Source organism: Enterococcus mediterraneensis (assembly GCF_900604485.1).
GTDB classification, from domain to species: Bacteria; Bacillota; Bacilli; order Lactobacillales; family Enterococcaceae; genus Enterococcus_C; species Enterococcus_C mediterraneensis.
This window is the reverse complement of record NZ_UWOP01000001.1, coordinates 2,378,201-2,402,824: the sequence shown is the minus strand read 5'-3', so window position 1 is coordinate 2,402,824 and position 24,624 is coordinate 2,378,201. Positions and strand designations below refer to the sequence as shown.

General features: G+C 39.7%; 27 protein-coding genes and 1 pseudogene. 4 read left to right on the top strand and 24 right to left on the bottom strand.

The window, feature by feature from the left end:
* Nucleotides 1-721: 721 nt before the first annotated feature.
* The 4 genes from EFB00_RS11875 to EFB00_RS11860 form a co-directional block, all read right to left on the bottom strand.
* The gene (locus tag EFB00_RS11875) at nt 722-904 is read right to left on the bottom strand and encodes a hypothetical protein (protein ID WP_122646996.1); all 183 of its coding nucleotides are present in this window, start codon (nt 902-904) and stop codon (nt 722-724) included.
* Nucleotides 905-1,045: 141 nt separating this feature from the next.
* The gene (locus EFB00_RS11870) at nt 1,046-3,427 is read right to left on the bottom strand and encodes a glucosaminidase domain-containing protein (protein ID WP_241153438.1); all 2,382 of its coding nucleotides are present in this window, start codon (nt 3,425-3,427) and stop codon (nt 1,046-1,048) included.
* A gap of 201 nt (nt 3,428-3,628) precedes the next feature.
* Nucleotides 3,629-4,147 (bottom strand): GNAT family N-acetyltransferase, encoded by a 519-nt coding sequence (locus tag EFB00_RS11865; RefSeq protein ID WP_122646994.1) that lies wholly within the window; start codon nt 4,145-4,147, stop codon nt 3,629-3,631.
* A 44-nt stretch (nt 4,148-4,191) separates the two neighbouring features.
* Nucleotides 4,192-5,127 (bottom strand): dihydroorotate oxidase, encoded by a 936-nt coding sequence (locus EFB00_RS11860; protein ID WP_122646993.1) that lies wholly within the window; start codon nt 5,125-5,127, stop codon nt 4,192-4,194.
* 209 nt (nt 5,128-5,336) lie between these two features.
* On the opposite strand from EFB00_RS11860, the gene EFB00_RS11855 reads away from it, so the two are divergent.
* Both EFB00_RS11855 and EFB00_RS11850 read left to right on the top strand, forming a co-directional pair.
* Nucleotides 5,337-5,876, top strand: a complete 540-nt coding sequence (locus EFB00_RS11855; protein ID WP_122646992.1) for a sigma-70 family RNA polymerase sigma factor — start codon at nt 5,337-5,339, stop codon at nt 5,874-5,876.
* Nucleotides 5,866-6,660, top strand: coding sequence for a hypothetical protein (locus EFB00_RS11850; protein WP_122646991.1), 795 nt, complete (start codon nt 5,866-5,868; stop codon nt 6,658-6,660). Before EFB00_RS11855 ends, EFB00_RS11850 begins: the two co-directional genes overlap by 11 nt.
* Nucleotides 6,661-6,744: 84 nt before the next feature.
* On the opposite strand, the gene EFB00_RS11845 is transcribed toward EFB00_RS11850, so the two are convergent.
* Nucleotides 6,745-7,053, bottom strand: coding sequence for a nucleotide pyrophosphohydrolase (locus tag EFB00_RS11845; protein ID WP_122646990.1), 309 nt, complete (start codon nt 7,051-7,053; stop codon nt 6,745-6,747).
* Between the two features lie 313 nt (nt 7,054-7,366).
* Between EFB00_RS11845 and EFB00_RS11840 the strand changes: the two genes are divergently transcribed.
* Nucleotides 7,367-8,008 carry a hypothetical protein gene (locus EFB00_RS11840; RefSeq protein ID WP_122646989.1) on the top strand — a complete coding sequence of 214 codons (642 nt, stop codon included), beginning with the start codon at nt 7,367-7,369 and terminating at the stop codon, nt 8,006-8,008.
* A 255-nt stretch (nt 8,009-8,263) separates the two neighbouring features.
* Here EFB00_RS11840 and EFB00_RS13755 read toward each other — a convergent pair whose 3' ends face one another.
* The 7 genes and pseudogenes from EFB00_RS13755 to EFB00_RS11815 form a co-directional block, all read right to left on the bottom strand.
* Entirely contained in the window at nt 8,264-8,392 is a 129-nt protein-coding gene (locus EFB00_RS13755; RefSeq protein WP_277424031.1) for a hypothetical protein, read from the bottom strand.
* 128 nt (nt 8,393-8,520) lie between these two features.
* Nucleotides 8,521-8,796, bottom strand: coding sequence for a GNAT family N-acetyltransferase (locus EFB00_RS11835; RefSeq protein WP_206423479.1), 276 nt, complete (start codon nt 8,794-8,796; stop codon nt 8,521-8,523).
* Between the two features lie 22 nt (nt 8,797-8,818).
* Complete coding sequence (locus EFB00_RS11830; protein WP_122646988.1) at nt 8,819-9,346, bottom strand: NUDIX hydrolase; 528 nt, start codon at nt 9,344-9,346, stop codon at nt 8,819-8,821.
* 216 nt (nt 9,347-9,562) lie between these two features.
* Complete coding sequence (locus EFB00_RS11825; protein ID WP_122647104.1) at nt 9,563-10,024, bottom strand: nucleotidyltransferase domain-containing protein; 462 nt, start codon at nt 10,022-10,024, stop codon at nt 9,563-9,565.
* Nucleotides 10,025-10,351: 327 nt separating this feature from the next.
* Nucleotides 10,352-10,417, bottom strand: a pseudogene (locus tag EFB00_RS13845) (metal-sulfur cluster assembly factor); the annotation flags it as partial.
* 239 nt (nt 10,418-10,656) lie between these two features.
* Nucleotides 10,657-10,836, bottom strand: a complete 180-nt coding sequence (locus tag EFB00_RS11820) for a hypothetical protein (protein ID WP_122646987.1) — start codon at nt 10,834-10,836, stop codon at nt 10,657-10,659.
* Complete coding sequence (locus EFB00_RS11815) at nt 10,833-11,489, bottom strand: hypothetical protein (protein ID WP_122646986.1); 657 nt, start codon at nt 11,487-11,489, stop codon at nt 10,833-10,835. The genes EFB00_RS11820 and EFB00_RS11815 overlap by 4 nt, the downstream gene beginning before the upstream one ends.
* Before the next feature lie 214 nt (nt 11,490-11,703).
* Here EFB00_RS11815 and EFB00_RS11810 point away from each other — a divergent pair, with 214 nt between their 5' ends.
* Nucleotides 11,704-11,988: a helix-turn-helix domain-containing protein gene (locus EFB00_RS11810; RefSeq protein WP_122646985.1), complete on the top strand. Its 285-nt coding sequence runs from the start codon at nt 11,704-11,706 to the stop codon at nt 11,986-11,988.
* Between the two features lie 1,561 nt (nt 11,989-13,549).
* Here the strand turns inward: EFB00_RS11810 and EFB00_RS11800 are convergent.
* The 12 genes from EFB00_RS11800 to EFB00_RS11745 form a co-directional block, all read right to left on the bottom strand.
* Nucleotides 13,550-15,799, bottom strand: coding sequence for a tape measure protein (locus EFB00_RS11800; protein ID WP_122646983.1), 2,250 nt, complete (start codon nt 15,797-15,799; stop codon nt 13,550-13,552).
* 77 nt (nt 15,800-15,876) lie between these two features.
* Nucleotides 15,877-16,155, bottom strand: a complete 279-nt coding sequence (locus tag EFB00_RS11795; RefSeq protein ID WP_164709477.1) for a hypothetical protein — start codon at nt 16,153-16,155, stop codon at nt 15,877-15,879.
* A complete protein-coding gene (locus tag EFB00_RS11790; protein ID WP_122646981.1) occupies nt 16,152-16,868 on the bottom strand; it encodes a hypothetical protein in 717 nt (238 codons plus the stop codon). Before EFB00_RS11790 ends, EFB00_RS11795 begins: the two co-directional genes overlap by 4 nt.
* Nucleotides 16,868-17,407, bottom strand: coding sequence for a hypothetical protein (locus EFB00_RS11785; RefSeq protein ID WP_122646980.1), 540 nt, complete (start codon nt 17,405-17,407; stop codon nt 16,868-16,870). The genes EFB00_RS11790 and EFB00_RS11785 overlap by 1 nt, the downstream gene beginning before the upstream one ends.
* Before the next feature lie 17 nt (nt 17,408-17,424).
* The gene (locus EFB00_RS11780) at nt 17,425-18,024 is read right to left on the bottom strand and encodes a hypothetical protein (RefSeq protein WP_122646979.1); all 600 of its coding nucleotides are present in this window, start codon (nt 18,022-18,024) and stop codon (nt 17,425-17,427) included.
* Nucleotides 18,021-18,242, bottom strand: a complete 222-nt coding sequence (locus EFB00_RS11775; RefSeq protein WP_122646978.1) for a hypothetical protein — start codon at nt 18,240-18,242, stop codon at nt 18,021-18,023. The genes EFB00_RS11780 and EFB00_RS11775 overlap by 4 nt, the downstream gene beginning before the upstream one ends.
* 1 nt (nt 18,243) lies before the next feature.
* The gene (locus EFB00_RS11770; RefSeq protein WP_122646977.1) at nt 18,244-18,474 is read right to left on the bottom strand and encodes a hypothetical protein; all 231 of its coding nucleotides are present in this window, start codon (nt 18,472-18,474) and stop codon (nt 18,244-18,246) included.
* Nucleotides 18,475-19,282: 808 nt separating this feature from the next.
* Entirely contained in the window at nt 19,283-20,167 is an 885-nt protein-coding gene (locus EFB00_RS11765; protein WP_122646976.1) for a helix-turn-helix domain-containing protein, read from the bottom strand.
* Between the two features lie 1,363 nt (nt 20,168-21,530).
* A complete protein-coding gene (locus tag EFB00_RS11760) occupies nt 21,531-22,514 on the bottom strand; it encodes a tyrosine-type recombinase/integrase (RefSeq protein ID WP_164709476.1) in 984 nt (327 codons plus the stop codon).
* Between the two features lie 178 nt (nt 22,515-22,692).
* Nucleotides 22,693-23,028 (bottom strand): metal-sulfur cluster assembly factor, encoded by a 336-nt coding sequence (locus tag EFB00_RS11755; RefSeq protein WP_122646974.1) that lies wholly within the window; start codon nt 23,026-23,028, stop codon nt 22,693-22,695.
* Nucleotides 23,029-23,182: 154 nt separating this feature from the next.
* On the bottom strand, nt 23,183-24,085 hold the full coding sequence (locus tag EFB00_RS11750; RefSeq protein WP_420889764.1) for a YitT family protein: 903 nt from the start codon (nt 24,083-24,085) through the stop codon (nt 23,183-23,185).
* Nucleotides 24,086-24,282: 197 nt separating this feature from the next.
* Entirely contained in the window at nt 24,283-24,474 is a 192-nt protein-coding gene (locus EFB00_RS11745) for a hypothetical protein (RefSeq protein WP_122646972.1), read from the bottom strand.
* Nucleotides 24,475-24,624 lie beyond the last annotated feature (150 nt).

The window sequence follows — 24,624 nt, the reverse complement described above, 5'->3', positions numbered from 1 at the left end:
AACTCTCATAAAAAGTTTGGAAACGATCAATTGATCGTTAAGCTCATTGAATTGATTTGCTAGCTATTGCTTGCATGTATTTTGCTTCTTGAAAGAAGCGCCCTACACATTTGGTTCGTTTGCTTGCATTGTTCAGTTTTCAAAGGTCTACCGTGCTGTTTCAGCAACTTTTTAATCATATCAGAGTGACAAGTGTTTGTCAACTCTTTTTTGATTTTTTTCGCAAGAGTTAGAAACTCGAGAAGCGAAATATTTCAAAGTTGTTTGTCAGCGACTTGATTAGTTTATCAAGTTTATTGTTATTTGTCAACTACTTTTTAAAAGAAATTTTCTTGCTGTATCAGCATTTTGTTTCTCTCGTAATTTGACGACTTCGTTATAGTAACATCTGTTTCGCGATTCGTCAACTGCTTTTTTCAACTTTTTTCTGAAAAATTGAAAATCGATAAATCATCGGAACAACGTGTTTTAATATACCACCCTTATGAAGCAGCGTCAACAGTTTTTTTCTTTTTCTGATAAGCTGTATTTAGATAAATGAATGATTTCATGTCATCTTGCTTTGGAAAATAAAAAAGAAACTGAAATCTCATCGAAAAGCACTAACAGCAATGAACTCCGCTGCTGCATGTTACAAGTGAAATCCCACGAGGAACTCCCTTGCACTCAGATGCTTTATTAGAAGATGACTTTCTCAGTTTCTTTTTCTGTGATCTGCCGCTTATTTATCTCTAGTTAAAAAGCGGATCAAATTTTCTTCATCCCGATAGATGATCGTTTCTTCCTTTAGGTATTCAAACTTCAATTCTTTCAAATCAGGTTGAATGATCATTTTTTCGTAACCGTTGAAAATGTCACGAATATAATTTTTGTATGCTTGTTTCTTTTTTAGCCGTTTATTCATTTTGCACCGTCCTTATCATTGCCATCTTATCAAGAGTCGCCTTCAGAAACAAGCCTTTTGTGGTTATCAGGTCGATAAAAATAAACAAAAAAAGTTTCCGATCCGGCTCCTAAGCAGCAGATCAGAAACTTTTCATTCATTTTATTTTGGTGCGATATAAGTAACATTATTGGAGCGGGCAATACTGTTTGGAATCACGCGGTAAGAAACGGTTGTTGGTCCTACAACATTTCCTTCTGATACCAAGATACCATCAGGACCCACAGCTTCGACAAACGCTACGTGTCCATAAATTGGACTTGATCCTGCGACTCCCGGATGGAAACTAATTGCGTAACCTTTTCTAGGCTGTCTGCTTGTACGATAACCTAAACGCGCACCTCTTTGACCCCATTCTCCGCCATTACCCATAAAATCATCTACAAATCCGCCAAGCTGACGAATACGGTTATACACATACCATGTACATTGACCGACAGGATATGATCCGGACGTGTTGTAGTTGCGTCCATTATAAACTGGGAAAGTCATCTTATTTCGATAGTATGCTGGAATCTCTGATCTTGATTGGATGATCATACCAGTCGCTTCCGATGTTGGTTCATCAAAACGGGTAAGGTTATACACCGCAATGAGTGAGTTCAGCTTATTATTGTAAGATGTATCGGTAGCGTATTTTCCAGTCAATTCTTGTGTCGCCTGCAAATAGTTCTTAGCTTCCGAACGCCAAACACCTTTATAGAAGTTAGGATTTCCGCTAATACCGCCGCGAATCAGACGAACATAGTCAGTCAGTGATTCTTTATAGTTTGGATAATTTCGGAAAGCTGCGTTGATTTGATACAACTCGCCATTTCCTCTATCTTCAAATGTTGGCATCGTCACAAATCCGCCTCGGAAAGAGCCTTTGATCCCAAAGAGATTGAAATGCGGCATCATCGATAACGTACTTTGACCAGAGCCGCTTTCCAAAATAGCTTGAGCAATCATGACCGACGCAAAGACATCGTATTTAAGCCCTAATTCTTGAGCGTCTTTTGCGATTTTTTCAATAAAACGTTCTGTGACCTTATTCACACGAAAATCCATACTTGCAGCATAAGTATCGATCAGTTCTTTCCCATATTCGGTCAAATCCCAATCTTTCATAACATGGACTGCATACTCTGGATTCTTTCTTTCTTCAGAAAGAGAAAATTCTTCCGTATCTTCTTCTGAAATTTCTCCGGTTTCTAAATCATAACCTTGCAATGAGAAGATTCGAACACCAGGAATTTCTTCCTTTTCCTCATCTTCTATTGTTTGTTGGACTTCTTCTAAGGCCGATTCATCTGCCAGCAGATATTTTCCAGCGCCTAGATAGACAGCAACTTCATCGGCTTTGCCGTCCTTCTCCCAGAAAAGGAGATCGCCAGGTTCGGCTTCTTCAAGCGTTCTCTTCTCACCGGCTTTTGCCATTTCCTCATAAGTATCGCCGAGTTCGTGACCGAAAACTTTTTGATAAATATAGTTTGGCAAATGCAGATTATCAAATGCTTCTGGCCCTTTTGCTCCTTCTTCATAAGGAAGGCTCAACTGCTTCAATGACTCAGAAACAATGGCAGCTTGCCGTTTGTCACTATAAGAAGACAATAATGGCAGTTCAAATCCGTTCAAATCCGAATCAGTTAAACTATCAGTTACTAAATTATCATCTAACGGTGTGGATTCATCAGAAACTGGACCTTGCACTACCGGTCGTGAAGTTTGTGTACCTGTTGAGTCTGCAGGTTTTTCTTCTTTCGATGCTGCAGGTTTGGATTCGTTTTTCTCTGGTTTTGGTTCACTAGGTTTCGGCTTTTCTGTTTCTGGCTTGCTTGTTTCTGGTTTTGGATCAGGTTTTTGTTCCGGCTGCTCAGGTTTTGGTTGCTCCGCCTTTTTTAACTGATTGATCGCGTTTTGCAATTCAGCGACACTTTGTGCAACCTCTTCAACAGAAGCATTAGGATTTTCGCTGACAGTTCGAGCTTTCGTCAAACTGTTTTGCAAAACAGCAAAAGATTTTTTTGTATAATCTTGTGCTTGGTAAGACGCAGCTTTTGTGATCCATTGCTGTAACTGAGACTTGTCTGCACGTAAAACTAATCCAGCCAATGCATTATTGATAGCAGCAACAGCTCCTGATACTTGTTCATTGGTGGCCGCTGCATCATTTAATACAGCTTCAGCTGTTACTTGTGCTGACCTTACTGCTTCAAACGAAGCGGGCGTGTAGGTCTGCTCGTTAGCTATAGCTTGGCTTAATTTTTGGTATAATTGCGTCAATTCACTTTTGTCTACAGTAACCTCAACAACTTCCGAACTACTGGATTCCTCTTCTGCAGGCGCACTTTCAGAAACGCTTTCACTTGTTTCTTGTGTTGTCACTTGTTCTTGAGCTGTCTCTGATTCAGCAGCTTCCGCCACTCCAGCATAAGCCGGTACACCTTGAGAAAGCATCATCGCAGCAACGCTTAAGAGCGTCAAAGCTCGTCTAAAACACAAAATATTTCTCCTTTTCATGTAACCCCCCCTAAATAAGCTTGTATTTAATCAACCACTTATTAATTTATTCTACCATAAATAGATACTATCTATTAAGCAATAACCCTTGGTTTAAGAAAACAACGACTATAAAAAAAATCTACTTTCAAAAAAACAAAACAATAAATATTGTTTTGTTTTTTCTACTAATAGATACGTTTTTTATGGCATAATTATTTGATAGGCTTTTCTTTTTCCGTCCGGAATCGGAAATTCTACCATTCCGCGATAGGTAAAACCAGCGCCGAGAATCGCTTTTTGCATCTTTATGTTTTCCGGATGAGTATCGACTCGAATATCGTTATACCCTGATTTCTGTGCACTTTCCGCTAATAAATGCAAGAAACGTTTTGCGTAACCTTTGCCTGTGGCTTTAGCGGCAAGAGCAAAACGATGGATCGAGCGATACTCACCGTCACTTTCACTCCAGTGACCATCTTTGATTGCAGTATAAACATCATCCACTCCGCTTACTAAGGCGGCTGTCCCGTAAATCTCGCCATCCACCATCAATAAATAACTTTCCCGTTTATCTATGTCAGTCAATAATTGATTTTCTTGAGGGCCATAGCCGTTTTGCCATTGAGGCAATCCTTGTTTTTTTAACGAAATGATTCCATCTTCAACGATTGATAGGATCACTGGAAGATCATTTTTATCTGCTTTTTTCAATTCGAGCATTTCTTCACCTGCTTTGCTTGTATCCCGAGTTTCTATTTTTTGTTTTATACGTTGATCGTCTTTAACTTTCCGCGAAACTCATCGATTGAAGTATAGCCTTTTTCATCCATGATCGCTGTCAATTCAGCAGTCAACCGTTCAAAAATCGCCGGACCTTCTTTATGAAGCTCGGTTCCTACTTGCAGCATCGTCGCGCCGCACAACAGGTGTTCAAAAGCATCTTGTCCCGAACGAATCCCGCCGGTACCAATGATTTTTATTGATGGATTCAAACGAGTATAAAACGCACGGACATTCGCTAACGCTGTTGGTTTGACATATTCGCCGCCGATTCCGCCAAAGCCGTCTTTTGGTTTGATCACTACTGACTCTGTCATTGGATCGATATACAAACCGTTACCGATACTATTAATGGAATTTACATAGGTCAACGGAAACTGATTCAATATTTCTGCCATCTCATCAAAATGAGCCATATCAAAATAAGGAGGCAGTTTCACGCCTAATGGTTTTGTGAAAAATTGGAAAACTTCTGTCAGAATCGTTTTAGTTAACGGAAAATCATAAGCGACTTGTGGTTTTCCGGGCACGTTCGGACACGAAAGATTTAGTTCTGTGATGCCGTTAAAATTGCTCTTTTGAATCACCCAAAGCATCTCCAGGTTTTCTTCTACGCTCATACCGGCAACTGAAAAAAAGAGGGGTCTTGTCTGTTTTTCTTGATAAGACAAAGCGTAATCCAAATAATAATCGAGACCTTTGTTAGGCAGTCCCATAGAATTGATGCTTCCTAATGGCACATCAAAATAACGCGGTTCGGGATTTCCGGCGCGGGATTCCAGTGTTGCGCTTTTCGTAATAAAAGCACCGGCTTTTGAAGCCGCCAGCTCGTCAAGTTCTTCGTGTGTCATGCAATGGACACCAGAAGCGTTCATAAAAGGATTTTCAAATGTATGGTCAAAAAAAGATGTTGTCAGCATGGATAATCTCCTTAGTTTTTTTCTAGAATACTGTTTTTTTGCCAATAAATCAACCAGAGAACGAACAATAATTCAGAATAAAATTATTTTGTTAGCAAATAACCGTGTTTTCTTGTAGAGGCATCGACAAACTGATCTTTTAACAAAAAATAAAAAGTTGATAGAAAACAGTAATCGCTTTCGTATAATGAAATAAAGGAGTGAATGATTTGGATGAAAGAGTGTTGATCCGCCAACTAAAGGATAAAGATTTCCAAGGGTTGGAGTCTCTGATCGAATTCTACGGCGCAAGCATCCTGCGAACCGTCCACGGTATCTTGAATCAGGGAACTGAAAAAAATCACTGGCCGGATCTGGAAAATGAGATCTTTTACGAAATCTGGCAGAAGATCCATCAATACGATGAGAAGAAAAGCAGTTTTGCAACGTGGGTATTGATGATCGCCCGCAGCCGCTGTATCGATAAAAAAAGACAGCTGAAAAAGGAACAAACACAACAGCCTTTGGAGATGATCAATCAAACGCTCATAGAAGATCCGTTAGCCAAAGAGGACTTTCTCTATTTGATCGATGTATTGAACGAAACGGATCAAAAGATATTCGTATTGCATTATTTTTACCAGCTGACACCGCAAGAGATCGCCTCGTCTGTCGGTTTAGAAACCAGTGCAATCTACAATCACTTGTCACGAGGTCGAACAAAATTGAAAAAGGTATTGCAGGAAAGGATGATGGGACGTGAGATTTAAAGATATCATTTACCGAGAAAACGAAAAATACCACTATGAGCTTTCTCCTGAAGAAAAAACCGAATTATTTGAACGCAGCAAATTTTACATTTTCTTTCAAGATCTGCTACAGGATGTCAAAAAAGAGCTTGCTGAAGATGAAGAAATCCACGGCTTTTTGCCAATGAATATCGCAGAAAACCTCGCAGCTACTAATCAAGGAATCAATGGAATTGGACACGCACGGACTGAAAAAGCGAAAAAGTACGTCAAAGATTTCAGCGACACTCGAGGCAATCGTTTACTCATATTCACCGATCGGCGGATGATTTATCTGATCATTCTTGATTATCTTGAGGAAGGAAACTACTATAGCTATCCTTATAAGGATATCCACTCCATCTATTTAGAACGTGGACAAGTGTCTTATCGAGATCCAAAAGGCTTTAAAAAACTGGAAGAAACTTGGTACGCGGTTGATTTTCAATCGGGTATCCATGTCTTCGCGGAAATGTTCACTGAAAAAGATGCTGAAGTGTTCAAGGAAAATTGGCGAGCAATCCCTGAATTCAACAAGATCCCTCAATCGAAGCGGATCTATCGCAGCAAACTCTTCGATCGGATCGTCAATAATTGGAAATTAGCAGGAAAGTTTATGTATTTCATGAGCGCTTGTATGGTTCTTATTGCACTTTTGCTTATACTAGGTGTAATGTTCGGAATCGGACCATTGAAGGGCTTTTATTACAAGCCGCTTATGACTGGTCAAATCCTCTGCTCTCTAAATGAATTTTGGAGGCACTGAATCAACCAAGGCTCTCGTTTCCCTGATTTTTCACGGTTGCGAGAGCCTTGATCGATTGCCGAAAGCTTCATCGTTAAAAATGGGTCAGCTTTTCCTGCCTTTACTTTGATCTACAGGATATTTGATGGCGTTCTTTTTTAGTTTTTCTTCTATGATCTGGTCGATATCAAAGCCGAGGTTGTCGGCCATCATATAGGAATAGATCAGCACATCCGCCAATTCTTCCTTTAGGCGCTCAGGCTCTTCCTTTGCTTCTGTCGAAGTTCGCCATTGAAACAGCTCTAAAAGCTCATTTGCTTCTAAAGATATAGAGATGGCCAGATCCTTTTCGTCGTGGAATTGCCGCCAATCCCGCTCATCTCTGAAATGATTGATTTTATCCATACTATTCATTGATACTCATCTCTTTTCTAAATAATTGCAGCCTCCCCGTAAAAACAGCACTTGCGGGTGTCCAACTGGTATTATCCCATGTTTTGCTCTATTTGTCTTATCCACGAGCAAAATAGCGCTGCCGCTTTCAGATATGTTTTAACTGAATCATATCTACACCAATATACATAGAAATACCGTCTTTTTTATCCATAGTACGATATTCGTCCTTGTTCTCGCTTTCGAAAAAAGTATGTATAATATAGAAAACAAGAACATCCAGCTTCGCTTCTATATTGACAAAAGATATTGAAAAATAAAGGGGGTACTATCAATGAAAAAGACTGCAGTTGTCCTATCTCTCGCCGGGGTGATCATTCTCACACTCACCGGATGGTCTGTCTACAATTTTCTAGGCAAAGGAATCGATAATAGTAGTCGATTTGGAAAAGATATTTACCAAGTTGGGAAAACAGAGGGGTTCAATGATCTTAAGGAAGTCGAAAATGCTGCTGATGAGATCGTAATTGCTGAAAAAACTTATGAGAACGCTTCAACTGTCCTTTATACTAAATATGGAGGAGAAGAACGGATAGCTATCGCTTATACTTTATCCGATTTTAAAGTTGATAAAGTTATTCACGGCGATCACCTGAAAACAGGCGAAACATTCACGATCCTTGAAAACGAGGCTTATAACAAGAAGCAAAAAGTCACCTACCATATCGCCGGTTACAACATGATGCGGCAAGGGACCAAGTATCTCTTGTTTTTAGAGCAATCAGAAACAGATCCTTATTATCTTGTCGTAGGTGTCAATTTCGGTAAAGTTGATTTAGAAAGAAGCGAAACTGATCCCCCTAAAGGTTTGCAAGAATCAACGAAGGGATCTGCCCAAGTCATCTTGGAAGCCCACGAACAACACGAAAAGATTCGTGAATCCGCAAAGAAAAAATATGCGGAATTTATCGAATAAAAGTGATCCTAACACCTAGAAATACAAATGGATTTTCACCGTTTTGTGTTAGATCGTATTTGATAAAAAAGTGTCAAATATGGTAGGCTTATACATTTTATTGCTAGGTATCTGTTTAGTTTTCATGTAAAGCCTCTTTGCCACACCTTTCAATTAAGAAGCTCCCTAGTACCATACACCAGTAAACAAAAAACACGAGAAAGACATATATCTCTTATATATCTTTCTCGAGGCTGTTTTTTATTCTGCTTGCGACTATTTATTAAAAATCTTAGGACCTTTACGCATGTTTTTCCGATCGTTTTTTGGCGTGGCCATTTGTTTTGCTTTTCCGCCGCCTTGTTTCTTTTTGATAAGTTCTTTCATCTTTTCTTTTTGATCCATGTTGGGTTTGCCTCCTTTTTTCGCTGATGCCTTTGATTCACTAGGTAACGATAACTAAGGTCGATATATTAGATTAGCGGTTTAACAAGCAGAGCATAGAGAACTCTTTTCTCAAAAAATACTAAAATCTATAATGTGATCCAATATCTTTGCTTTACTATACCGTTTACCAGCACTTCATTTTCCAAGATTCCGCCATTGTTTATGATACTCTTCGCTGAACCGACATTCTCTTTATCGCATACCACGAGGACTTTGTCTATACCAAGTTTTCTGTATTCCTCTAACGCCATACAGAACATCTCTGTCGTAAAGCCTTTTCTGCGCTCAGACGGACGAACACCATCCATCATGTCGATGAGCTGTTCATTATATTTTTCTTTCAATTTTATCAACGTCAACATTTCGCATCTCTACTAAACAGCTTTATTCTGTTTGTATATGATCAAAATATCCCTCTTTGATCAGCAGCTCCAATACTTTTGCTTCACGTTCGATCATATAGAAATTTTTGGGTCCGTGCTCTTTATTGCGATTTGCGGCGATCGCCTGCTCAGGAGCAATAAATTCTAATGTGAAGCTTTCGTCAGCTTCGTAGTCATCCAATTTTTGCGAGAGGATTTGATCCTCTGCTTGGCATAGATAATAATAATTATCTTGAATGAATATGCCCTCTAATTCACCCTTGTGGATACGATGGACATAACCGTATTCCTTGATCGAAGAAGGGATGACACGAAGTCCTGATTCTTCCGCTGTTTCTCTGATCAGCGTATCGATCTGGGTTTCATCCGCTTCGATACCGCCGCCGGGAAATTTATAATAATCATATTTAAGACTATGGATCATCGCGACTTTGTTATCACGGATAATGATACTCCTTACCGACGGACGGATAAACGCTTTATCGTTTGGATCATAATCTTTTGGGTCTATGTTGAACAGCAACCTCATATATTCTACCTCCTACCTTGTTGCTCCAATATGTTTAGGATCAACCAAATTCAAGGATATCAATAGGATAACCTTAGCAATCAAGCATTCAAATATTTTAAAACGAAAATCTGTTGAACTCGTCCGTTGTCTTTTGATTTCAACTACACGCTTACTGATGAATCCATTTATTCAGATCATTTTGCCAGCTTGCATCCACTTCTATCCACGATATCACTACTGATTAGTTAACTCTTCCAAATTTTTCAAATCAATATAGTCTGATTCTCTCAATTCATATCCACTATGAAAATTTAATTGGGCACTCACTGAAAGACAAGGGATCACGCGGTCTTCGAATTGATGGGTAGTGAACCATTCCGCTTCAAAAAAATAAAAGCCGCCCTCTAAATCCGCTTGCTGTGCACTGCCGTCAGCAGCCAGAATCAGCGGATGGATATCTAAATACCCTAGCTCATCATGCCAAAGTTCCATCCGCGCCGGCATCCAGTCTACTACTTTTTTATAGCCCATTTCATAAAGAGCCGTTAGTAATTTGTCTGTTTCTGCACCGTCAAAATCAATATCGATGTCTCGATGTTCTCTATTTTGTTTTCCTGTCAAAATATCTACGCCCCAACCGCCATCTACCCAGTAACGGATATTTAAGCTGTCTAATTTATCTAGTACCGCAAACATCTTTTCTTTCGAAACAAGTCTTTTCACTTTTTCACCTGCTTATTTTTACTCTGGTCAACTAAGAGTAAAAGATTTTTTCTTGTAAAGCAAGATGGAAAAGCGAAAATGCTGCATAGATTATGTTTTTATCTCTAATGATGTGAGTGTGATTAAATTTTTAGAAAAACAGGACTTTACGCAAAAAAACGCCTTTATCAACTTTTTCTAAAAGTTGATAAAGACGTTCAAAGTTATCTTTCTCATTTTGGATGGGTATCCGAAACCCCAAAAATCGGCTTGAAATACATACCAAACGAGTACAAAACATTGCTAAATCAGCATTGATCTTTATCTAATCCCAAGTGCGATTCTTGCATAACGACTCATTTTATCGGTGGTCCAAGCAGGATACCAATTAGCTACTGTGCTATCCAGTTAATTATATGCTTTAGCAAAGAACTTTCCTTGTGCCATTCTTTTTATGACAGTATACCACTGGAATTACATTGAGTACAGACATATCTGTTATTTTAGCAGACTCCCAGAAGGACAACTGACAAATCAAGCATTAAAGCTGATCCACAATGTTAAGTGCCACCACTCTGGCAATACCTGCTTAAAAAAAGGCTCAGCTGTTTCCTATATGATTATTATTAGTCAGCAGACTGCAGTTTCTTTCTGCTTACTGGCTTGTTTAGCAGGAGTGCATAGACAGCAAGAACAATTATCAGAATGTTTCTGACAGTAGACAGTGAACTGACAGTTGCTACGCTGATCCCTACTGTAAAGAACAGGATAAACAGGAATAATTGGTGTGATTGCTTTCCTGTCATAATGCGCCACCTGCTTTCATTTCAGTGTAATACTGCTTGAAGTCAGCTCTAGCACGTTGCAGACGCTTTCTGATACAACTGTTGCTTAACTTTTCAGCAGGGAATACCTGTTTTAATCTGTCCAGCAGCTCATTGCCGTGTAAATCTTGCATCCAGATACACAGCATTGCTGCACTGGCTTTGGTCTTGTCACTGATCTGACTGTAGGCAATGAGTGCCGCTTCCACAGAGTTAAAGCTATCAGACTCTGGCTGTACTGCATACATTTCTGTAATTACTTCTGATATACTAACAGTAGCGCTGGTTGGCACGTGTTTCTTGCTGTTCAAATGTATGATTGCATTAGTCCTTTTGTGCAGGAGTATTGCAGATACATACGTGTAAAAGGAAGCCCTGCTGTTCTGCTTATAGCTGTTCATTGCTTCTAACAGTGAGTCATCAAATAGAGCGTGTAAGTCTGCTAAAGTAATCTCTTGTGGCGTGTTCTTGCGTAGCCAGTGTATTTTTGCTGCTTTGAAGCTCTTTACCTTCTGCAGTATATTGAACGCTGCAAATTCTACTGCTGCTGTTCTACGTTCACAATACTGTTGATAATCAATTACTAATTGTTCCACTGTTTTCTCTTGTGCTACTGTTTCTGCTGTTGCTGTCATTGTTGCTTTTCCTTCTTCCATAGTTGAGATAGCAGCAAAAGCATGGTATAGTATCGGTATACCGTTAGTAAAACATTACCATGTTTTGCTGTTAGTCAGTGTTTGCGGCACTGACTTTTCTTTTAATTAATCACAGGGTTTTAAAGACCCTATCAATTACATTCAACAGTATAGGGTACGGCAAGCCCCCTGTCAATAGAAAGAAGGTAAAAAAATGCAATTACATGAAAAACTACGCCAATTAAGGAAAGACAGTGGCTATAGTCAAGTTGCGCTGTCTAAACTATTGGAATTAAACTCAAGAACTGTTAGACGGTATGAGTCAGCAGATATTGAACCATCTAAAGCACAACTGCAGGTATTAGCAGACTTCTACAATGTACCTCTAGGCTACCTGTTATCAACTGACAACACAGTGCTGGACTACGCAAAAAGCATTGCAGACAGTTTGACAGAAACTGACAGAATGAAACTGCTAGAATACCTGCAGAAAAAGTAAGAGTCCTTCAACAGTTGCCACAGGATCATTACAGCACTATCAGAAGGCAGTTAGCTTGTTGAACAGATAAACAAAGCACCACAATGCCCCGCTGCTACACAGGTATTGTTGCTCTGGCAATAGGAGCACTGATCTGGACCCTTACCAGAGTCATTCAACTTATTACCTATTCCTGCACACTGTTAATCCAGCACAATCAATTTTAAAGCCCAAAATGCCCATAGCTATGCAGGAAAATAAAGCTATAACTGTTCATAGTATAATTACCTGGTGTACTGGTGTATCTCTGTAAGCTACCTGTAATATGCGCAGAATTAAAAGGGATTGACTCTGGCTTAACTGGAGCAATGCAGACTGCCAGAAAATCAAAAATTTGTTATGTATTTTTTCAGACACCGCTGCTACTTTCAGCAAGGGTCAGTTTGGCAAGTAGGGTTACTACTTTACAGCTACTATTGCCACCTGTAGACTGTGTAGACTGATTGAAACTCCTGCTGTACAGTGCCCTCCCAGAAATTGTAAAATTTACTGTGCATTTTTTTCAATGGTCTGGAGCGGTAAAAAAAGATACCCACTCCCCCTGTGGCGGGTCTGTTATGCAATGCCGTTCTGTTCAAACAGATCAACAGTAAAATCATTGTAAAGATTACTGAATTAAGTGTATAATAAAGCTGAGTTAAAGCAGTTTATAACTATTTAAATAACATTTAAATGCTTTTAGAGCAGTTACAAAGCAAGAAAATTTCACAAAGAACAGCAGATACTAACTGCTGATTTAACAGGGTTTATCATTGGATAACAGTGTAGACCAATTAGTTTGCACAATCTTTTCTGCTGAAACCCTTATGGCGCTTACAAGTTGTGTTAACATACCTTATGTAAACTAGCAGATATTACAGAATAATATAACGTTAAGGCTGTTGCATGGACTCTTGCAGTAGTCTTTTTCTGTATGCCTGCAGTAACTGGATAGCCAGTGGCAGTGAACAGCGCCATACTGGTTAAATGCAGGCTTCCAGTTTTTCAAAAAGGGGATACGCACAGTGAACGCCTGCTTGAGGTTTGCAGACTGTATAACCTGTTTACCTTCCTGTTTGTTCATGTTTACCCTCCTATTTGTCCCTATTTATTCCTGTATATTCCCTGTTAATGAACAGTAGACTACTACTACTATCCCCTACTTTTTTATTTGCCACTCAGTGTAAAATCTGCGCTTCTGAATAGGCTATTCTAGCAGTGACTGCTGTTCTATACAGAAACGCTGTAAAGGCTGGTGTAGCAATGTTTTTAGACTCTGGCAAAAGCTGTAACAGACAGTAGCACGCTGTATGATATATTTTACATTTGCTTTACATTGCACAAAAAAAAGAACCCCACTGTCAAGAAGACAGTGAGGCAAAAGGGAAAGGTATTAATTTAATGAAAGTGCTGCAGTATCTCAGTAGAAAAGAAATAAAAGACCTGAGAAACTACAGCAATGGAATGTATAGAGAAGTTAAACTACACTCCACAGGCAGTCCTACCTATAGAGCATGGTAAGACTGTCTAACAATGCAGTTTATTACAGAAATTTTTCTCTGCGTGATCTTGAACGTGCTTCTCGTTGCTGTCTAGCTGTAATCTCTGGAGTTATCGCCTTTGCAATTTCTCTGTCATTAAGAAATACATGAGTATGAACAATCAAAGACCCTTGATTGTAGTTATTGCTACTACTGTTGCCATCATTATCTCTGTCAATCATGCCAGCCACTGCAGAAGCAAAAGGTTTCATTTTACTTTTGTTAGAAAGTGGCACTACAGCCTCATCGCCTGCTTCGCCCACGCCAATCACAGAAGGACCATTGAAAATACCGCCATTAGCGTGCCATCCAACGTCAAAGCCGCTTGGATAGCTGATACGCTTTCCAAAAAACGTCTTACTGCTCCATTTCAAATCTAAGTGTGGCAACGCCGGCATTTGAATGCTAGGAAACTTCAACTTGATATTAAACATACGTTTTATGCTGTCAATCACGTTGCTAACAATGTCCTTAGCACCATTAATTGCATTGCTGATTGTACTTTTAATGCCATTCCAGACACTGCTAGTAGTGCTCTTAATACCGTTCCATACGCCTGTTACTTTTGATTTCACAGAATTAACAGCATTTGTGACACCACTTTTAATGCCGTTCCAAACATTGCTTACTGTGGACTTGATACCATTCCACACACTGCTGGTTACAGACTTAATGCTGTTCCAAACACTTGACACTACTGATTTTACCGCATTAATTGCAGCTGATATTGCAGACTTGATTGCACTCCATACTGCACTAATCACTGCCTTAATGCCGTTCCATACACTGCTGGACACTGATTTAATGGTATTCCATGTAGCGCTGATTACAGAACTAATTGCACTGACAGCCGTGGAAACTCCAGCTTTAATTGCGTTCCACGCCGTCAAAATAGCACCCTTGATTGCATTCCATGCTGCGCTTGCTGCGTTTTTAATAGCTTGCCAGATTGCAGTTAGGCCTGCGCTAATAGCTCCCCAGTTTTGCCATAGCGCAACTCCAATAGCAATTAATGCACCAACAGCCACTACTACTAAGCCCACTGGACTTGCCATGAACGCAATAGCGGAAGTTACTGAATTTATGATAGTGACCATTGTAATGAGTGCCTTAATTGTCAACACAGCACCAACAAAGCCTGCTATAATTGGTGTTGCTGCTTTCAGCACGTCAAAGAAGGTTTGAAAGCCACTTATAATGTCATCAATAGAGATACTTTTAAGCGTGTCAATGATAGAACTGATAATGTTACTGATTGTGTCAAAAGTAGCAGTATCCTTGAATGAGTCCCACAGTTGCTGGAATGCGTCAATTACTTTGGGAATTGCTTGTGCTACTACGTCAAATGCTTTGGTCACGCCATCAGAAAAGCCATTAATAAGGCTCACTAGATTACCCTTGCCAAAGCTGTCAATAATCTTATTAATACCGTCAACGACATTGGCCTTCAATGCCCCAAAAGCGCCCTCAAACGTTTTTGTACTGGTAGCAGCTTCTTTGGCTACATCTGACATACCTAAGCCCATTAATGCAGTGTTGAACTCATCAGCAGTGATCTGCCCCGCCGCCATTGCGTCCCTGAAGTTACCTGTATATGCTCCAGCCTTCTTCATTGCATCCATTAGTGGACCCGCTGCACCAGGAATTGCATCAGAAAGCTGGTTCCAGTTTTCAGTGGTGAGTTTACCAGCCCCAGCTGTCTGAGTCAGTACCATTGCCACACTTTTGAACGTGTCTGCGTTCCCGCCGGCAACTGCATTTAGATTACCTGCCGCTTGCGTTAACCCTACGTAGTCTTTTACGCCATTACTAGCCAACTGTGCTGTAGTGTTTGCTACGTCATTGAGATTATAAACAGTGTTGTCAGCGTAACTTTTCACTGCCTTTTCTGCTTTTGACAATTCTTTGCCCTGTATTCCAGCAAACTGCATTGTTTGCGCAAACTTGTCCATGCCATCAGAAGCTGCCAGTGCTTCTTGAACTGATCCAGCCACCCCCGACACTGCTGCATTGACAGCTTTTAATGCAAGTCCCACAGTAGTAAACTGTACAACCTTTTTCGCCAATGTGCCAAAACCGCTGGACATTTTAGCCATTGGAGTGTTTAAGCCTTGCAATTTTTGTGCCATTGCACCCAGTGCAGAAGACATTGGTTTTGCCATGCCTTTTGTAGCGCCGCTCACTTCTGCCATTGCCTTTTTGACTCCTGTTATATCAACGTCAACTTTAAAGCTGATTGAACTAACTGCCATTCATTTCACATCCTTTTCCTGTTTTTAATGCATTAAAAACAGCAAGCATTGATTTGCCTGCTGTCATTGTCTTATTCTTATTTCACTAGCATTTCATGTACAGCCTCTGACAGCTCCTCAGTGCTGTAGCATTGCATTTCTGCTGTGACCTCTTCTAGTGTCACGTCTGGGAAAGTGTCAAGCAGTCCAACTGTTACAAACAGCATTGCTTTCTTTCTTTTCCACTGCCACGTGTGACGTATACTTGCAATTTCATGTACTAGATCAATGTCTAACTGCTCTTTAGCTGTTTCTACAGCATTAAAGCTGATACGCATTTTTGCTGGTTCATTACGGAAATACAGCATTACTTTCAATTTCCGCTACTGTAAAATTCACGCATTCTTTTAGCGTGTAGCGCTTCTTCTGTTGCTTCTGCAGCTGCTTGCAGCTGTTTATCTGCAAGGCTTTTGCGTACAGGAATGCTATCTTTGAAGTGAAATGTCACGTGAACAGTTTCACCATTGATCTTGACTGTTTCAGAACTGTCAATACTAATAGACTGCCCATAGCCGTTTTTAACTGTTTTCAGAACAGCCTTAAAGCGTTCTAACAGTGATACCAGATCACCTGTCACAACTGGCAATAAGTCATCAAGCTCACTGGTATTTCCAGCTGTTTCATATTCTTGCTCTAACTGCTCCATTGTTTCTTTAGCGTGTGTTAGTGCTGTTTTCAGCTGCGGATACACTTCCTTTAAGCCAGCGACAGTTGAGGCTGTGTGCCATTCACACAAGTAAGCGGCTTCAAGTTCCAGCTGCTCCACAGTCTTAGCAGATTTTTTGAAAGAAAAAAAGTCAGTCAGCTTTTTAAGAACATCATCAAAGCTGCTGCTACTGTCCGCTGGAGAAATTCCCTGTTCAATTTCAGCTTTCTGCTGGGCAATTTCAGTTAATTTAGTTTGGTACTTACGGTAATTAGTTTCTATTGTGGACAGTTTCTTGTCAATTTCAGCAACTACCTTACTGTCTGGACGCAGCGACTCTAAGTCTAGCTGTTCTGCTAGTGGTTTCTTCTTGAAAAGCGGCATTATTTCACGTCCTTGCTTTCAGGGTTATCAAATTCTGTTGGATCAAGTTGTAATTTAGCTGCCGCTTGTTTAGCAGTTTCTACGGAAAACTGATCCATGCCACCGGCCACACTTTCTGTAAAAGTAGTAACGGTGTTGGGATATTCATATTCTTTTAGCATTTGCAATGCTGTTTCTATATCTGCCAATTCTTTTTCCAATTTTGCATAGTTAGTAGCGGCCGTTTCATGAATTAGATGGTAAGGTTCCACAGTTTTAAATTCTGACCATGCCTCTGAATTGCGGATATGCAACAGCTCTTTCAAACTGTGTAACGTGAAGTATTGATACATTTCATCTTTGCTGCCAACAGCTGGAGCTTTTATCCGCTTTTCTAATGGCAAAGACTGATAAGCTACCCAGCCTGCAGTATTGACATCTGGAGCCGATAAAAAGGTTTGCTCAATGCGTTTAGCTGTTTCTTTCTCTTCAACTTGCTTTTGAGCACGCTCCTTAAAGTATTTTTCTAGTTGCTGTAGTGCATTGCTTTTGTTTACCATATTATTGTTATCTCCTTTTATTCTCTGATTGATTTCTGAATAATTCTATTAATATACGTATCTAAATGTTTTCCGCTAATCCCTATAAAGCAGTTAGCGACTATTTCTTTTTTCAGCTGATCCACGTTCAAATAGCGTGAATAGCTGTCATATTCTGCCTGTGTCTTTGCTGTGGCAGATAGGCTTATTTGAGTATTCCATGCTGTAATGAATCTGTTTATGCGCTTTTCTGTATCTCGCAGAACAGACATAAGATGTCTGACAATCATTTCATTGTCCATATACGGCAGTGTTTTTAATGCTGGTGTTGGTGGCGTAAACCTGTAGCCGTTGCGGCGTGCTTGAAGTCTGGCCTCATGTAGCTCCTCACCTGTTAACGGCCGTTCATATGGAAACAGCTCATTGATTTTAGTAGTGATTTCTGCTAATGCTCCACCAGCAGCAACCTTTGCCATATTGGCTCTGTCATTAAACTTAGTCAAGCTACTATCATTGAAACATTCAAAAATATCAGCAAACATGTCTGTTTCTGTACTCTTAATGATCTCCAGTAGCTGATCTGCCTTTTCCGCGCCTTCTGCTATCAGCTTTTGCTTTGAACTATCATTAACAGTCATTCTGCACGTTTCCTGTTGTTATTAATAATCTGAGTCATTCTGTAAAGATCCAGTTTCTTTGCCTTTGCATACCGCTCAACTGAAACACAGTTGCCCCATCTTTTTTTCCATCTGAAGAACTCCTCGCAGATTTCTTTATCAGATTGCGCTGGGATAATATACGGCTCTACAAAAGTGTTAAAGATTTCCTTGGCTTCATCTGCGCCTGCTTTACGCATTTTACTGATCCTGCCCTTTTTCATTTTCTGGAAATGCCTGCAATGCTGCAGTTACCGTTGTCTTTGCAATGCGCTTTGCCGCCGCATAACGTGTGATAGTGACAAGATTGCCATATTCATGTTTCAGTTTATAGAACTCTGCTGCAATCTCGGCACGTGTCTGCTTAGGAACAATGTGTGGCGCAATGAGATCTGTAAAAATTTGCTCTTTCATATCTGGTACATTTTTCATACTAGTGTTTTCTCCTTTTTGTATAGGTTAATTTACGCAGTTTTACTATCAGATAAAACTGGCCAGTTGCAACTATTTCTTTTTTACGGCTATTAGCTATAAAAATTGGTAAACATACAACGGTTATCATGCATTTTTATACTGTTTTCATGCTTTTTTATATCTGTTAGCACGCTGATAATCAGTACGCCAAAATATTATTTACAAGAAAATTACTCTTGCTGTTCTTTGCTAGTTTATATATTGCAATCACTGCCGCTTTATAAAAGCGCTGTTGATTGAAAGTTATATGGTCGCTAATGCTCCCAACTGTCGCTTACGCTCCAGTGTGTGGAAAATTAAAAGAGTAAATACTTCTAAAACAGTCATACAGCAAGACTGAATTACTGCTATATATATATATACTGTACTGCTGTTTATGCTTTTCAAATTCTGTTTAGTTTTTCATATATTATGCGTTGGCAGCTTGCTGACAGCGCAAGGCGTTAGCCTTTGTTCTTAGCATTATGATTTCTGTTAGTTTCAGTTTTAAAGTAATCTAATAGAATAAAAAGATATTAAGCAAGTTTTAAAAACGCTGTACCCTAACTGCCGCAAGGACTTTCACATTTTGCCCTGTGCAGCAAACTTACCTAAACTGTAGCTTTTTGCAAAAAAAGAACTGTGAAATAAACTGTTTTCCTCTGCATATAGCGGCAAGACTGTTAACGTTGCTTAGAATTTTTAGTGCCAAAATGCCACTGTCTTTCTGATAGACAGTAAAGAAAAAAAGCAGGAGAACTGTTTCCAGTTTTCCCCTGCTCTAAAATCAGTTAAAAGTATATGATCCTTCAACGCTTCTGAACATTTCAGAGTCAGCAAAAGCAGTAACTCCTGCTTGTCTAGTTGCAATATCTGGGTTTAGCTTGTATCTAACTGTCTTACCAGTAATGATTTTAGCTATTGCCCATATGCCGTGATACTTTGCTTTATTGATAATATTAGCGGCTGCTTGCCTGCTTATACCCGCTATCTTTGCAGCGTCCTCTAGTTTCATGTGCTGTAATGCCTCAAAGTTAATATCTCTGTGCTGGTTTACTGCTAAAATGTTAGTTTCCTTATCCAAAAACGGTAGCATTTTTGCGATAAAAGCCAGTGTCGCTGCATTGTTTTCTAAGTATAGCTGTTGAATAACTGAGTTAAAAGCCTTTGTCGTATGATTGTACTTTCCGCCATCTTTGACAAACTGCCCACGGTAGAAATAGGTATCATTCAGTTTGTAACAGGTAAACTGCTTGTCCAGAACTTCCTTTGTTTCAACGGTAATTAAACCAGCAGCTTGCAAGTCTTTCAGTATCTTAGTTGCAGAGCGCTTGCTCAATCCCATAATTTCAGCAATACCTTCTGCATTAGCAGGATACTTATCACGCTCATTGTGATAAATAATGTTGTCGTAGTGCATATACGTTGCCAGATAAAGTGCATGACCTACTAATGCGTTACTTATAGCATTGCTGTTAATGAATTGTTCCCAGTTTTCCATCCTTGTATTGAAAAACGTGCGATCATCTCCTTCCTTTTTCCAAAAAGTACACTTGCTTTCATAAGGTTCCCGCTTTCTTCTGAAATACTGTACATCCTCTGTCAATATCTCTTCCGTTTCTAAGTCAGCTTGAATTACTCTAACTAACTTTTTATCGGGACCCTGTACCAACGTTGCTGCTCCTAATGTTTTTCTTGATGTTCACTTTGTTTCCTCCTGTTTGTAAAGGTGTGACCTATGTGCTGCAAAAATATCTGCAAAGCTGCCATGTGGCTATGTATGTAAACAGGGAAACTGTGTAACGCCTTACACTTACTTATTCAAGTTTTTTTTTCAAAAGGGGACATACTTTTTAAAAGTTTTTTCAGCTAAAACAAAAAAAGACCCTGAAACCTCTGCTTCATTGTTGCAGAAATTTCAAGGCCTTTTGCGTTATATTCAATTTTAGGCTGATTTTTCCTGATAAGTTAGGGAGCTGACAGCCATATATACTGCTTCATAGGCAAACAGACACCAACATAATGAATAGCTGCTTTATTTGCCATACTGCAGGGGGAAAAAACAGGCAATAACGCAACGCTGAACAGTCTAGCCAGAGTCACAGGCACTGCAAGCCACCTGTCAATCATGCTGCAGGATCACTGCCACACTGCCATGCTGTCAATCACACTGCAGGATCACTGTAAGCACAGGTAGACACTCTTGCTACTATCACACTGTTTAGATACCTGTTGAACAGAATGCGTTTATTCCTGTCAGATGCACATAAGTTAGGGTAATAAACGGAAAGTAACTGGAAGGCAAGGTGTTTAACTGCCTAGCAATGTTGCGTCTTTTTCTTACAGTCACACAGGGCAAAATAGAGCTTATACAGCACGTTAATAGTTTGCAGGTAATTTCATGCTAGGACTGTATCTAAAGAGCCTGTGCAGGCATTCTATGGGCATACTGCTCTATCATGGTCTGCCTGTAAGGGCTGTGGCAGACTCTCCCCTAAGAAGTAAAAAAGTTACTTCTATAACGTCAGCAGATACTGAAAAATATCTGCAAGGACTGTGTATAGACATTAAAATATCTATAAACGGCTGTGTATAGACTTACTGCAATTATCCGCTCACCTTACCCTTGCGGAACCAGCCAGATTGAGTTAGTTTGTTCAAACAGTCATTACTGCAGCTGTGTGTTCAGGCTGTCAACTCATGTAATACAGCATATCTGGTCTGGAAGCAGCCCTCCTAAAGGCTTCCTCCACCTGCCTTTTTAACTGGTAGGTAGCAGTCACCTATCACAATCAACAGTAATACCAGTAATTCCAACTGTTGTCAGCAAGTTTTGTGTGGCGGTCATGCTGCAGACCTCTGTTCCTTCACTCACAGCAGAAGAACTTCCTTAAAGAACGCTGACAGAGCGACAAACCACTTGAAATTACAGCAGAAATACTGTACAATATAGGTACTTTGTTAGGGGTTTGATCTCTGTTTATTCAGTTTTCAAATGCTATGGCTACTGTTAGCGCAGTAGTCTTTTTTTATGCTTATTTACGTAGATTAGACAGTGGAGCTGCTTTCAGACCTGCCGCCAGTACTTGCTTGTTTTCCATACTGTTCAAGTATGTTTCAGTGGTCTTAATACTTGCGTGTCCTAAAAGCCGCTGGACTGTGTACACATCTGTATTTTCTATAAGCTTCTGCGTGAAGTAGTGTCTAAACGTGTGTGGACTAGCTCTAAGCTGCTCATTCACGCCTGCAGCTTTAGCAATCTGTTTAACAAAGCGTTGGGCAATGTCAGTAGATAGTTTTTCACCTGCCTTTGTCAGAAATACAAAGTCTTGCTGTGTAATGTCTTTTCTAGTAGCAAAGTAACGTGCTTTAGCTCTGTCATATTTCAGTTTTTGCTTATATATCAATGGTGAACAATAAAGTACACGTGATTTCTTTCCTTTACCGTTGATGACTAGAATACTGTCCTTTTGAAATGTGTTATCTGTTAAATTCTCTAGCTCACTGATCCGCAAACCAGTATCAGCAAGAGTCATCACCATTAATCTGTTGCGTTCTGCTACAAATAGGGAACACAGTCCTCTGTGATTATTAGCCTTCCTGCGCTTTTCTGTTGCTTGCTTCTGCGTATACTGCAACATTTTCTTAATATCACTATCAGACCATGCACGTATGACTGGCTTGCTTTCACGCATCCACTGCACACGCAAGCAAGGGTTCTCAGAAGGCTGTATATACTCTTCATTCTCACAGAAAGTAAACAGTGCCCTAATTGCCCGCAAATAGCTGTTTACATAGCTTTCACGTACACCAGCGTTATATTTAAACACCATAAATTTTCTGATATGTGCTGTTTTAACGCCAGCAAGAGTGGTAACGCTGTGTTCCCTGTCAAGCCATGCAAAAAACACTGACAATAGCTTTTTGTTCTTGGACACTGACTTAACTGTAAGCCCTCTGGCTTCATCTGTTACTATCATTTCTTCTAATAAGTCTTGCAGTTTTATATCTTCAAACAACGCAAAAAGCCCTCCCTCATGCCATTTCTGACACAAGGAAGGACTCTTGTTTACTTTGCATATTTCTGTGGACAAGCCAGAATAAAACCGCTCTGGACTCCGTTATAAATGTAACTCACAGTTGCTCCAGTTGGATAAGGACCTGTACAAATCACTGTAAAACACTGATGTGACAGAATTACCGTATACCCAATGCTATTCTGGCGTATCTGGACATCTTATCTGTCGTCCAAGCAGGATACCAAACTAATTTTACTTCGATATTTTTTACTTCTGGCACTTCTGCCAACGCTTGATGGATTTGGTCAGTGAGGATATCTGCTAACGGACAGCCCATTGTCGTTAGGGTCATTTTGACGATCGTATCACCAGTTTCTCCATCAAATTCGATTTCATATATTAATCCAAGGTTGACGATATCGATACCTAATTCAGGGTCGATCACAGTTTCTAAAGCTGTCAATACGCGTTCCTTGATGTCAGTGACTTCTTGTTCAGTATATTGTTGACTCATTTGCATAAGCCTCCTTTGGTCATTTCTTTCCAAATAATACCTTGTTTTCCAGTATTTGTAAATGAAGTTTCGCGTCAGATTTTTGATAAAAAATTTTCCTTAAAAAAATCTGGTTAAAAACAATCTCTTTCAATCAATTTGTCGTTAAAAATACTCAACGGCTTTTTTTCTGGATCTTCATTTCAGGAAATTTCCCAGTCGCTTTAAATGTCCGTTGGTCGTCTTCGCTGGCGAATCGTCCCATGATCGATTGGGTTGGCAAGATATTGACAAAGGCATTTTCATCAGCTTCAATGACAGCTTGTTCCAAATCATATAATTCATAACGAGTGATCACCATCACGATCGTTTTCCCTGGAACACCTGAATAGCCGCCCACAGAAGGAAGCAGCGTCATCCCGCGGAAAACATGCTCAGAAATATTTTTGCCCACTTCGTCTGGTTTGGTAGTGATGATCATTGCCGTGACTTTTTGATGGCTAGTATGGATCATATCCACCACATGACTCATACAATAAATAGAAATGATCGTATACAATGCACTTTCCCAACTAAAAATGAATCCTGCTACCATAATGATGATCCCATTTAGCATAAACATGTATTTACCGACAGTTTTCCCAGTAGTTTTTGACAGCACCAGTGATAAAATATCCATCCCGCCGGTCGTAAAACCCATTTTCAATGAAAAACCGGAACCGATCCCCAGTAAGACGCCACCCATCAGTGAATTCATCAAAATATTATTGGTGACTTCTCCTTGAGGTATGATCATAGTGACCAGAGAAACACAGACGACATTGATAAAACTCCAAAAAGTCGATGATTTACCTAGTTTGATAAATCCCAATATAAAAATCGGTATATTCAACAGCAAGATGAATAGTCCGGTACTCAAATGAATATCAAAATAGCGAAATCCCAGCGCGACAATGATCTGTGCGACCCCGTTCATTCCTGCTGAAAGGACTTTTGCCGGAATCAAAAAAAAGTTCAATGAAACAGCCGAAGTGATCCCCGAGATCAAAACGACACTGATCTTTTTTAAAGTTTCCATTTGTTCATGTTGCGCTCTTATTTTTCCCACGATTTGTTCTCCTTACACCTTTTTTATCTCCTATAGAATAGCAGTTTCCTGTCGAAATTTAAACTTCTTTTTATAAGAGCCGTAAAAAACCGCGAGAGAAAATGCACTCGCGGATTTTTTGGATCTTTAATGCTATTTTTCAGATTTCTATCATCTATATTAAACAACTATTGAGCTTGGGCTTCTTGGTCGACACAAAAGATATGGTCTAATTTTACAACACCATTTTTTCCGCCCTCTATCAGCTCGACAGTCGCACATCTACTTAAAATCGTCATGATTCGGACTTTCTGCAAATGATTACAGCCAACTACTTTAGCAAAATAAACTTGATCTTTTCTCAATTGCGAACGATCCATAAAAAACACCCTTCCCTATAAATTTATCCTAGGGTAGCTCATTATCAGAATTAAGTAAAGCAAGTCAACTTGTTAAAAAAATAACTATCTAGTGGATGAAAAAAGCTGTAATAAACCATTTTTTCAAAAATTCCTAGGTTTTAAAAAAAC